General features: G+C 69.8%; 10 protein-coding genes. 6 read left to right on the forward strand and 4 right to left on the reverse strand.

The window, feature by feature from the left end:
* Positions 1–8: 8 nt before the first annotated feature.
* On the forward strand, positions 9–893 hold the full coding sequence (locus ACWIF2_RS22955) for a methyltransferase domain-containing protein (protein WP_454362504.1): 885 nt from the start codon (positions 9–11) through the stop codon (positions 891–893).
* 36 nt (positions 894–929) lie between these two features.
* On the opposite strand, the gene ACWIF2_RS22960 is transcribed toward ACWIF2_RS22955, so the two are convergent.
* Positions 930–2,081, reverse strand: coding sequence for a winged helix DNA-binding domain-containing protein (locus ACWIF2_RS22960; protein WP_454362494.1), 1,152 nt, complete (start codon positions 2,079–2,081; stop codon positions 930–932).
* A 758-nt stretch (positions 2,082–2,839) separates the two neighbouring features.
* Here ACWIF2_RS22960 and ACWIF2_RS22965 point away from each other — a divergent pair.
* From ACWIF2_RS22965 to ACWIF2_RS22980, 4 genes are all read left to right on the forward strand, one after another.
* Positions 2,840–3,613: an isoprenyl transferase gene (locus ACWIF2_RS22965; protein WP_391099613.1), complete on the forward strand. Its 774-nt coding sequence runs from the start codon at positions 2,840–2,842 to the stop codon at positions 3,611–3,613.
* A 388-nt stretch (positions 3,614–4,001) separates the two neighbouring features.
* Complete coding sequence (locus tag ACWIF2_RS22970; protein ID WP_454362495.1) at positions 4,002–5,327, forward strand: PhoH family protein; 1,326 nt, start codon at positions 4,002–4,004, stop codon at positions 5,325–5,327.
* Positions 5,328–5,746: 419 nt separating this feature from the next.
* The gene (locus ACWIF2_RS22975) at positions 5,747–6,445 is read left to right on the forward strand and encodes an aggregation-promoting factor C-terminal-like domain-containing protein (RefSeq protein ID WP_382490239.1); all 699 of its coding nucleotides are present in this window, start codon (positions 5,747–5,749) and stop codon (positions 6,443–6,445) included.
* 86 nt (positions 6,446–6,531) lie between these two features.
* Positions 6,532–7,851 carry an AI-2E family transporter gene (locus ACWIF2_RS22980; RefSeq protein ID WP_454362496.1) on the forward strand — a complete coding sequence of 440 codons (1,320 nt, stop codon included), beginning with the start codon at positions 6,532–6,534 and terminating at the stop codon, positions 7,849–7,851.
* Positions 7,852–7,957: 106 nt separating this feature from the next.
* On the opposite strand, the gene ACWIF2_RS22985 is transcribed toward ACWIF2_RS22980, so the two are convergent.
* Complete coding sequence (locus tag ACWIF2_RS22985; RefSeq protein ID WP_193481179.1) at positions 7,958–8,491, reverse strand: alkyl hydroperoxide reductase; 534 nt, start codon at positions 8,489–8,491, stop codon at positions 7,958–7,960.
* Between the two features lie 6 nt (positions 8,492–8,497).
* Positions 8,498–9,052 carry a peroxiredoxin gene (locus ACWIF2_RS22990; RefSeq protein WP_454362497.1) on the reverse strand — a complete coding sequence of 185 codons (555 nt, stop codon included), beginning with the start codon at positions 9,050–9,052 and terminating at the stop codon, positions 8,498–8,500.
* 133 nt (positions 9,053–9,185) lie between these two features.
* Here ACWIF2_RS22990 and ACWIF2_RS22995 point away from each other — a divergent pair, with 133 nt between their 5' ends.
* Positions 9,186–10,136, forward strand: coding sequence for a LysR substrate-binding domain-containing protein (locus ACWIF2_RS22995; protein ID WP_454362498.1), 951 nt, complete (start codon positions 9,186–9,188; stop codon positions 10,134–10,136).
* 16 nt (positions 10,137–10,152) lie between these two features.
* On the opposite strand, the gene ACWIF2_RS23000 is transcribed toward ACWIF2_RS22995, so the two are convergent.
* On the reverse strand, positions 10,153–11,709 hold a 1,557-nt coding region (locus ACWIF2_RS23000), incomplete at its 5' end, for an ABC transporter permease (RefSeq protein WP_454362499.1).

The raw sequence follows: 11,709 nt of genomic DNA on the forward strand, positions 1-11,709 counted from the left end.
AGCATGTCCTGCTCGTCCTCCCGAATCCGAACCGCACCTTCGAGGACCTCGTCGCCGAAGGGGCCTCCGTCCCCACGGAAGGCTGGGACTTCTCCTGGTTCGAGGGGCGGGCCACCGAGGCGCGGCCGTCCTGGGGGTATGCGACGTCGATGGCCGCGAGGCTGGGGCGGGCCAGTGCCGTGCTCGACATCCAGACCGGCGGCGGGGAAGTCCTCGACTTCGCCCTTGCTCGTACGGCCCTGAACGGTCGTACCACCCTGAACGCCCGTACGGCCCTGAATACTCACTCGGCCCCGGACGCTCGTACGGCCCCGACCCACCCCCTGCTCGCCGTCGCCACCGAAGGCTGGCCTCCCAACGTCGCCAAGGCGACCGCGCTGCTCCGCCCGCGTGGAGTCGTGGTCGTCGCCGCCCCCGAGGACGCCCCGCTGCCCTTCGCCGACGGTGCCTTCGACCTGGTCGTGAGCCGGCATCCCGTCCGCCCGCAGTGGGGCGAGATCGCCCGGGTCCTTCAGCCCGGAGGGACCTATTTCGCCCAGCACGTCGGGCCGGCCAGCGTCTTCGAACTCGTCGAGCACTTCCTCGGGCCGCAGCCGGACGACGTGCGCGCCGGGCGCCGTCCCGACCGTGAGCGTGCGGACGCCGAGGCCGCCGGACTCGACGTCGTCGAGCTGCGGGCGGAGCGGCTGCGGATGGAGTTCCACGACATCGCCGCGGTCGTGCACTTCCTGCGCAAGGTCGTCTGGATGGTTCCCGGGTTCACGGTCGAGGCGTACGAGCCGCAGCTCCGCGCGCTGCACGAGCGGATCCAGACCGAGGGGCCCTTCGTCGCCCACAGCACCCGCCACCTCTTCGACGCCCGCAAGCCGGAACCGGCGTCAACTCGCCCCTGATCACCCAAGCCGGCCCCACCGCCACCCCACCCCGGTTCACGCATGCGGCCCCACCCCCACCTCCCCCACCACCAACTCCGCCGTAGCCTCCAGCACCTCACCCACCCGCTCCGCCTGCTCGCCCAGCTCCCGTTCCTGCCGTGCCGTCAGCCGGCCGAGCGGCTCGACCGTGACGGTCGTACGACGGCCCCGGCGCCGCTGGTGCCACACCCCCGCCGCCACACCGTCGACGAGCAGCACCGGATAGTTGCCCGCCTGGCCGCCCGCGAGAGCGCGCCCGTACGCCTTCCCGGGGAACAACCGCTCGCGGGGCTGCCCGGCGATGACGTACGCGTCGAAGTAGGGGAGCAGCCGCACACCCCGGGCGGGCCCGTCGGGGAAGTCGGTGTCGCCCGCCGCCACCCACGCCGGTGTCCCTTCGAAGTCGACCTCCTCGATACGGCCCGCGGCGGCCAGCTCTCCGAATAGGGCCGTGGCCCAGCCGGGCGGTGCCGCGAGCCACTTCGCGAAGTGCTGCGGCGTGGCCGGTCCGTAGGCGTGGAGATAGCGGCGTACGAAGGTGCCCAGCCCATCGGCCACGGATTCCGCGCGCGGCGGGCGCGTGTACGTCGCCCTGCGACCGCGGTTCGGGCCGAAGCACAGCGTGCCCGCCCAGCCCGCCCGGTGCATCACCTGCCGCCAGCGCGGCCACAGGTCCTGGAATGCCGGCATCACCCGGTCACCGGCCCACGGGCCCGTACGGGCGACGATCTCCTCGGTCAGCTCGTCGAGGGTCAGATACCTGCCGTCGAGCGCGTCGCCGATCGCCGTCACGACCTGGCCGGCCTGCTCCTCGGTGAGCCGCACGTCGGGCGGGAACGGGCTCGGCCCGGTCGGAACCGCCGTCAGGGCGGCCGACCAGAGGGGGAGTTCACGCGCGGGGAGCAGGTGGACCGTGCCGCGCGGGCCGTACGTCTTGATCAGGGAGCGGTCGTCCCACAGTGCCGTCCGTACGTCCGCCCGGGTCAGCCCGGCCGTCCGCACGCCCACCGAGACCTCGGCCGCGGACAGCACTTGCGCGTGCGCGCCGGCCATCGCGCCGACCACCTCGGCGACCGGTGTGCCGCTCCCGGCCGGCCTGGCCAGGAACTGCCGCTCCGCCCGCCGTGCGCTCGCGGCGTCCCATGTGATCCTCACGGTCGTCGTCATGGAGCGACGTTAGGCGCGAATGAGGACAGAAGCTGTCCTCTTGGGCCCCCGCAGTTGGGTCACTCTTTTAACTCACTCCACTTGCGCAACTTCCGCCGAGGTTTTTCACATCGTTATCGCCCGCGGCTCGCCTTCGGTGCCACCGCTCACGTAAGTTCAGACCAAGGTAATTCGCGTCAGCAAAGCTGCGCGGGCGGTACCGCGCAGTGGAGGGGGCTGCGCGGTGCCAGGGCCTCCCTGTTGAGCCGTCGACGAGGCCGCTCCGGGGTCAAGGCGGCGTTCGCAGCCGGGTCACCCGTCGGAGGGACGTCGGGGACAACTCGCCGAGTGGGTCTCAAGGTGCGTCAAATCCCCCGGAGCCTGCCCGAGGACGCCCGATTTCGCTGCCTATCGGCGGTGTTTCAGTCAAGAACAAGCCATGAGCGAGGAGCTTCCGCGGGCATCGCGCCGTCGTCGGGTGGCTCCGGAGAGTAGTTGTGGCACGCCGATGCACGCAGCATCACTTACGAAGGGTTATGGTGGAAACCCCCCCTCGGGCCGGTCCGTCTCCCCCCCACGGACCGGCCCGATTTTTTTCTGTGCGGGGGCAGGCCGGAACAGGGGCCGGAATCCTTCGCTCCGCACCCGTTGGCGGCCCGGGAGCGCGGCGGGGGTAGGCTTCGCCTCCGGGGACTGCCACACGGGCAGGGACCGCCCGCGGCCACGACCGGGCCGCACATCGCGGCCTGTCCGATCCTTACGGAGGGGCTGACAATCACGTGAACCTGCGCGACAAGCTGCGTGGCCTGCTGGTCAGGCTGTACGCACGCCGGGTGGAAGGCCACCTGGACCACGCTCAGGTGCCCAAGCACATCGGCGTCATCATGGACGGCAACCGACGCTGGGCGAAGGCCGCCGGTTCCAGCACCGTCGACGGCCACCGGGCCGGTGCCGGAAAGATCGAGGAGTTCCTCGGCTGGTGCAGTGAGACCGATGTCGAGGTCGTGACCCTGTGGCTTCTGTCCACGGACAACTTCGACCGGCCGCAGGAAGAGCTCGGCCCGCTGCTCGGCATCATCGAGGACGTCGTGCGCACCCTGGCCGCCGACGGCCGCTGGCGCGTGCACCACGTGGGCACTCCCGACCTCCTGCCCTCCGGGATGCAGACGGTCCTCAAGGAGGCCGAGGAGACCACCGCGCACGTCGACGGGATACTGGTCAACGTCGCCATCGGCTACGGCGGCCGCCAGGAGATCGCCTACGCCGTGCGCTCGATGCTGCTCGACGCCCAGGAGAAGGGCACCTCGATGGAGGAGCTCGCCGAGGCCGTCGACACCGACATGATCGGGCGTCACCTCTACACGAGCGACCAGCCCGACCCCGACCTGGTGATCCGTACCAGCGGCGAGCAGCGGCTGTCCGGATTCATGCTCTGGCAGACCGCGCACTCCGAGTACTACTTCTGCGACGTCTTCTGGCCGGCCTTCCGCAAGGTCGACTTCCTGCGGGCCATGCGCGACTACGCCGCCCGCCACCGGCGCTTCGGCGGCTGAGCCGTACAACGCTGAACTTTTCCCGGATGCCGTACGCCGCCCGGCGGCAGTCCGGGCACCATGGTCACCGCACGTCGCAACGCTTCCCGGTACCCCTCCGAAGACGCACGTAACACGGAGTTCACCGGCTCGCCGTCATATGCCGTGGCATGGCGCGGCTCGTTCGAGGGCATAAGCCAGTCAGGTCGACGCCCGAACCACGGGTGTCGGATCTCAGCGGACGGCACGGGGCCGTCCGCCCGGGAGGCCCTTTGCACCAGCCCGATCGTGCGGTCACAGCACGGACGAAGAGGCGGAGGGCCGGTTCTCGGCCCGCGCAGGGCGGCCGACGACCGGTCCAGCTCCACTCCGTCGCTCCCCGACCTCTTCCGAGGGGGTACGTCCTTCCGTGGTGACCAGCGCAAAGCGCCACAAGCCAGACCGGCGCACCTATGTCCTCGACACCAGCGTTCTGCTGGCCGACCCCAACGCCCTGAGCCGCTTCGACGAGCACGAGGTCGTGCTCCCCATCGTCGTGGTGACGGAACTGGAGGCCAAGAGGCACCATCCCGAACTCGGCTACTTCGCCCGGCAGGCCCTCCGCCTGCTCGACGACTACCGGATTCGTCATGGCCGTCTGGATTCCCCGATTCCCACCGGGGACCTCGGCGGGACCGTCCGTGTCGAGCTCAACCACTCGGACCCCAGCGTGCTGCCCAGCGGCTACCGCCTGGGGGACAACGACTCCCGCATCCTCGCGGTCGCCCGCAATCTGCAGGCCGAGGGGTTCGACGTCACCGTCGTGTCCAAGGACCTCCCGCTCAGGATCAAGGCGTCGTCCGTGGGTCTCCTCGCCGAGGAGTACCGCGCGGAACTCGCCATCACGGACTCCTCCGGCTGGACCGGAATGTCCGAACTGACCCTGCCCGGCGAACAGGTGGACATCCTCTTCGAGGAGGGGCACGTCTATGTCCCCGAGGCCGCCGAACTGCCGGTGCACACGGGCCTGACCATCCAGTCGGAGCGCGGCAAGGCGCTCGGCCGGGTCACGCCCGAGGGCAACATCCGTGTCGTACGCGGGGATCGTGAGGCGTTCGGTATCAAGGGCCGCAGTGCCGAGCAGCGCATCGCGCTCGACCTGCTGCTCGACCCGGACGTCGGGATCGTCTCCATGGGCGGCCGGGCCGGCACCGGCAAGTCGGCGCTGGCGCTGTGCGCGGGCCTGGAGGCGGTGCTGGAGCGCCGTCAGCACCAGAAGGTGATGGTCTTCCGTCCGCTGTACGCGGTGGGCGGGCAGGAGCTCGGCTATCTGCCCGGCTCCGAGGCGGAGAAGATGAGCCCCTGGGCGCAGGCCGTGTTCGACACGCTGTCTGCGGTCACCAGCCGGGAGGTCATCGAGGAGGTCACCGCGCGCGGGATGCTGGAGGTCCTGCCCCTCACTCACATCCGGGGCCGCTCACTGCACGACGCGTTCGTGATCGTGGACGAGGCGCAGTCACTGGAAAGGAATGTGCTTCTTACCGTTCTGTCCCGGATCGGGGCCAATTCACGGGTGGTTCTCACCCATGACGTGGCCCAGCGGGACAACCTCAGGGTCGGCCGGTACGACGGTGTCGTCGCCGTCGTCGAGAAGCTGAAGGGGCATCCGCTCTTCGCGCACGTGACCCTGAACCGGTCCGAGAGGTCCCAGATCGCTGCCCTTGTGACCGAAATGCTCGAAGACGGGCAGATCTGACCACCCTGCCCCAAGCGGTGGTGGTTACGCAGTAGTTGGCGCCGTCCGGAAAGGCGAAGAGCCTAGCCGGGCGGCGCCTGCGCGCGTGACAGTTTCCGTGAAACTCCTGGGCCAAACGGGATGTGAGCTTTCACACCCAACACAGAATTGCCTTGCCCCGTCGGGTTACGGCAGAGTCTCACTCCTGTCAGGCCCCGCATACGACACACCTGTACCCCCAGCGGTACGGCACCACAAAAGCATCAGCATCAACTGCATAGCGATGTCGTATGCCGCCCGCGCACCACGCGGCACTCCCTCCCGAGGGAGTTGCCCACCGGGCCCGTGCCTCCCGTGACCCGTAGTTGGGGAGGCCAGTGCCAGGGGCACGATTGCGTCCGCGAGGGTCACCGAAGCGGGCGATGCTGGAAGGAAACCGTGTGAGCCGGATCTCGGTCCGGGGATTCGCAGTGGCTTCGGCTACGGCGGTCACCGCTGTCGGAAGCGTCGTCGGCGTTGCCTCGGGCAGCACCGCGCAGAACAACGACGCCGAAGCGACGGCAAACGGCACGACGTTGCTCGCGGACATCCCCTCGGGTCAGCAGGCCCAGGTGCAGACCGCGTCGCTGACGCAGCAGGCCGACGTACAGGCCATCGCCGCCGATGTGAGCGCGAAGAAGGACGCCGAGGAGGCCGCCCGCAAGGCCGCCGCCGAGACGGCGATCGCGAAGAAGGAGGCCGCCGAGAAGGCGGCGAAGGCGGCGAAGGAAGCCAAGGAGCGCGAGGAGGCCAACGAGGCCGCCAGCCGTTCCAAGGACATCTCCGACATCCCCGTCTCGAGCTCCTACACGATCGCGCAGATCCAGGCGATGGCCCGGCAGATCGTGCCCTCCGGTCAGTTCCAGTGCTTCAGCAACATCGTGGACCACGAGTCCGACTGGAACTACAAGGCCGTCAACCCCTCCTCCGGGGCCTACGGCATGTTCCAGGCTCTGCCCGGCACCAAGATGTCGTCCGCCGGCGCCGACTGGCGGACCAACCCGGCCACCCAGATCAAGTGGGGCCTCGGCTACATGAACGACCGCTACGGCAGCCCCTGTGATGCCTGGTCGTTCTGGCAGGCCAACAACTGGTACTGAGCCACCCGGCCTTCGGCCGCTGTCAGGCTTCGCCCGAGCCCCACACCGTCGTACGGTGTGGGGCTCGCGCCATGTACGGTCGGATCATGTCGCGAGTGCCAGGGTGGCTCGGCCGGCTCGGCGCCGGACTGACCGAGATGAGCGAGCAGTGGAACGAGCGCCGCGCCGAGGCCGAACGCGAGCGCGGCGAGGCCGAGTCCCGGACCGGGTCCGACGAGTACGTGCCGCCGCCCCCGGACTACGCGCCCGACGTTGCCGCCCGGCCCGATCCCGCACAGGCCGTGCCGTGGGGAGTGCGGGTCGCGGCGGAGGCCGCCTGGCGGCTGCTCATCCTCGCGGCCTCCCTGTGGGTGCTGATGCGGGTCATCAGCGCCGTCCAGCTGGTGGTGCTGGCGTTCGTCAGCGCGTTGCTGATCACCGCGCTGCTGCACCCGACCGTGGGGAGACTGCGGCGGCTCGGTGTGCCGCGCGGGCCTGCCACCGCGCTGACCGCGATCCTCGGCTTCGTCATCATGGGACTGATCGGCTGGTTCGTGACCTGGCAGGTCATGGAGAACATCGACGACCTCTCGGGCCAGATCCAGGACGGCATCGACGAGTTGCGGAACTGGCTGCTGAACAGCCCCTTCCACGTCACGGACAAGCAGATCAACGAGATCGCCAAGAACCTGCGTGAGGCGGTCGGCGCGAACACCGACCAGATCACCTCGGCGGGCCTGGAGGGCGTGACGGTCGTCGTCGAGGCGCTGACCGGGATCCTGCTGGCGGTCTTCTCCACCCTGTTCCTGCTCTACGACGGCAAGCGGATCTGGGAGTGGACGCTGAAGCTGGTTCCGGCGGCGGCGCGGCCGGGAGTGGCCGGGGCCGGGCCGGCGGCGTGGCGGACGCTGACGGCGTATGTGCGGGGCACGGTGATCGTCGCGCTGATCGACGCGATCTTCATCGGGCTGGGGATCTACTTCCTCGATGTGCCGATGGCCGTGCCGCTGGCGGTGTTCATCTTCCTGTTCGCGTTCATCCCGCTGGTGGGCGCGGTGGTGTCCGGGGCGCTGGCCGTGGTGGTCGCGCTGGTCACCCAGGGGGTGTTCACGGCGGTCATGACGCTGGTGGTGGTGCTGGCGGTGCAGCAGATCGAGGGCCACATCCTGCAGCCGTTCATCCTCGGGCGGGCGGTGCGGGTGCATCCGCTGGCGGTGGTGCTGTCCGTCGCGTGCGGGGGGATGGTGGCCGGGATCGGCGGTGCGGTGGTCGCGGTGCCGCTGGTCGCGGTGACGAACACGGTGGCCGGGTATCTGCGGTCGTATTCACGGGAGTCGGCGCTGCGGCATTCGGTGCGGCCGCGGGGCGCCACGGCGATGAGCGCCGAGCCTGTTGCCCCGGACCCGCCGGCGGAGAAGCCCGGCTGACCCGGCCAGGATGTCAATGAGGACATGAAACAGGGCCCCGTCCACCATGCCCAGGGGACGGGGCCCTGCCGTTCGATGCCCGCGGTTCATCGCCCGCGGCGGGGAGTTACTCCGCGAGGACCGCCTCGGCGTCCAGCGTCACGCCGACCGCCTGGATCACGGACGCGATCTTGAAGGACTCCTGGATGACGTCGCGGTCGACCCCGGCCTTGCGCAGGACCTGCTCGTGGGAGTCGAGGCACATGCCGCAGCCGTTGATGGCGGAGACCGCGAAGGACCAGAGCTCGAAGTCGGCCTTGTCGACGCCCGGGTTGCCGATGACGTTCATCCGCAGGCCCGCGCGCAGGGTGCCGTACTCGTGGTCCGAGAGGAGGTGGCGCGTGCGGTAGAAGACGTTGTTCATCGCCATCACCGCGGCCGCGGCCTTCGCCGCCGTGTAGGCCTCCGGCGACAGGTTCGCCTTCGCCTCCGGCTCCAGCTCGCGCAGCACGATCGGGGAGCGCGAGGCGATGGCCGTCGCCAGCACCGTGCCCCACAGCTGCTGGGCCGGCAGGTCGGAGTTGCCGATGACCGAGCCCAGGTTGAGCTTCAGGTCCTTGGCGTAGTCCGGTATCGCGGACTTCAGGTTGTCGAGGGACATCTCAGATCACTCCCCGGACAGCAGCGCGACGGGGTCGAGCGTCTCGTCGCCCTTGCTCCAGTTGCAGGGGCAGAGCTCGTCGGTCTGCAGGGCGTCGAGGACCCGCAGGACCTCCTTCGGGTTACGGCCGACCGAACCCGCGGTCACCATCGAGAACTGGATCTCGTTGTTCTGGTCCACGATGAACACCGCGCGCTTGGCGAAGCCGTCCTCGCCCTCGATGCCGAGGTCGCGCATGAGCTCGTGCTTGGAGTCGGCCATCATCGGGAACGGCAGGTCGCGCAGGTCGTCGTGGTCCTTGCGCCAGGCGTGGTGGACGAACTCGGAGTCGCCGGAGAAGCCGAGGACCTGCGCGTCGCGGTCGGCGAACTCCTCGTTCAGCTTGCCGAAGGCGGCGATCTCGGTCGGGCACACGAAGGTGAAGTCCTTGGGCCAGGCGAAGATGACCTTCCACTGACCCTCGTAGGTCTTGTGGTTGATCTGCTGGAACTCCGCGCCCTTCTCCAGCGAGACGCAGGCGGTCAGGTCGAACTCGGGGAACTTGTCACCGACGGTGAGCACACACTCTCCTTGCAGCGAAGAAACACCCGGATTGCGGGTGTTTCCCATGGGTTGGACTGTGTTGATGTTGGCACAACGTCGATTGATTACAGAAATAGCTACACTCGGTCGGGTTGATCGGAGGTAGTTATTAGTGACTGTGGGTAATAAGCGCAGGCAGCCCAGCCTCGCGCAGCTTCGTGCCTTCGCGGCCGTGGCCGAGCATCTGCACTTCCGGGATGCCGCCGGGGCGATCGGCATGAGCCAGCCCGCCCTCTCGGGTGCCGTCTCGGCGCTGGAGGAGACACTCGGAGTGACGCTCCTGGAGCGTACGACGCGCAAGGTGCTGCTCTCACCCGAGGGCGAGCGGATCGCCGTACGGGCCAAGGCGGTGCTGAGTGAGGTGGGCGCTCTGCTGGAGGAGGCCGAGGCGGTGCGGGCCCCGTTCACCGGGGTGCTGCGGCTCGGGGTGATTCCGACGGTGGCGCCCTATCTGCTGCCCACGGTCCTGCGGCTCGTCCATGACCGGTATCCGCACCTCGACCTCCAGGTGCACGAGGAGCAGACCGCCAGCCTGCTCGACGGTCTCACCAGCGGGCGGCTCGATCTGCTGCTGCTCGCGGTGCCGCTCGGCGTCCCGGGCGTGATGGAACTGCCGCTCTTCGACGAGGACTTCGTGCTCGTCACCCCGCTCGACCACCGGCTCGGCGGGCGCGAGGGCATCCCCCGGGAGGCGCTGCGCGAGCTGAACCTGCTGCTGCTGGACGAGGGGCACTGCCTGCGCGACCAGGCCCTCGACATCTGCCGGGAGGCCGGCCGCGACGACGTGCCCGTCACCACGACCGCCGCCGGGCTGTCCACGCTGGTGCAGCTCGTCGCCGGCGGGCTCGGTGTCACGCTGCTGCCGCGCACCGCCCTCACGGTCGAGACCTCGCGCAGCAACCAGCTCCTCACCGGGTATTTCGCCGACCCGGCCCCCACCCGCCGGATCGCCCTGGCGATGCGGACGGGAGCGGCGCGGGCCGGCGAGTACGAGGAACTGGCGCAAGCGCTGCGTCAGGCGCTCCGGTCGGCGCCCGTACGGGTGCTGGACCGGGACGCCTGACGGTTCGGCCGGAGCCCTACTCGGTGCGCAGGCCGTCCGGCCGCATCAGCTTCAGCAGCGGCGGGAGGCTGAGCAGCGTCACCACCAGGACGACCCCCGCTCCGATGCCGGTCATCGACAGCACGCTCGTCCAGTCCACCCGGATCGACGTGCTGGTCATCCGCAGCAGGACCGCGCCCAGGGCCATGCCCACCGTCGCGGCGAGCAGCAGCCCCAGCCCGATCGGGATCGCCGTCTGCCACAGCACCGACAGGCCGAGGGTGCGCCGCCGGGTGCCGAAGGCCACCAGGGACGACAGCAGCTTGCGGCGCTCGCGCAACTGCTCCAGCTGCGAGACCAGCAGGCTCGCGCCGATCAGCGCCAGCACGGCCGCGGCGCCCACGGACAGGCCGGTGCGGATGGTGGCGTAGCGCTCGTTGCGCTCGATGCTGTGCCAGGTCATCGGCTGGGCCGTCGGGTCGAGCCGCGCGGCCGTGTTGCGTACCTGGTCGTAGGCGTCCGGATCGGAGCGGTCCAGACTGAGGAAGAGCCGGGTGGAGAGGCGCGAGCCGAGGGATTCGGGAAGGGCGCCCGGTGTGATCAGGATGCCGCCGCGCTCGTACCCGGTGGGGTCCTCGCGGGGCTGGGCCTGCCGGATGTCCTTCGGCACGGTCCAGGAGACCGGCCGGTCGCCGGGACGGCCGGTCTCCTCCGACTCGGTCCAGAGGGTCGTGCCGGGCTTGGACAGGTGGTCGTACGCGCTGTCGTACTCCGAGCCCGGGACGGCGAAGACATCGCCGTCGCGGCAAGAGGGGAGCGTGGCCACCTCGCGCAGCGACGCGCAGTCGGCCACGGTGACCTGGGTGAAGGAGTCCTCGTCGCCGCGCGCCTGCATATAGACGTCGGACAGTGCGGTGATCTTCTGCACGCCCTCGGTGTCCCGGTACTCCCCGACGGTGGACGCGGTCCGGGCGCCCTCCGGCACGTCCACGCTCATCTGGGCCCGGCTGACGTCGTACTGGGACGACTTGGTGTAGGTGCCCTCCACTCCGGCGAACAGCATCTGCAGCGCGATCGCCCCGGCCACCGCCACCGCGATGCCGTTGACCATGCGAGCCGCCGCACCGCTGCTCAACTGAAGTCGGCGCACGGCCAGTTGCCAGGCGATGCCGCCCGAACCGAGCCGTGCCACGACCGTCTCCACGATCCAGGGCAGCAGCGCCGTCACGCCGACCAGCAGGAGCATGACACCGCCGACGACCAGGTACTGGTTGAAGTCCCCGCTGTCACGGCCCTGTCCGACCATCGGGAAGAGCATCGCGAGCCCGCCCAGGGGCAGCAGCAGCCGCCACCACAGTCGGCGCCGCGCGGGCTTGGCCGTGCGCACCACGCCGAGCGGCTCGATGACCACTCCGCGCAGGGCGAGGATCGTCACCAGCACCGCGGCCGCCGGCACCGCCAGCGCGACCAGGACGGCCAGCACGGGCGAGGGGTTCAGATAGCTCGGGAACACACTGACCTGGAACACCTCCAAGGAGGCCGCCAGTTCGCGTCCGAGCAGGAAGAAGCCGGTGCCGAGGACGAGCCCCAGCAC

The sequence above is a fragment of the Streptomyces sp. NPDC055506 genome (genome assembly GCF_053643595.1).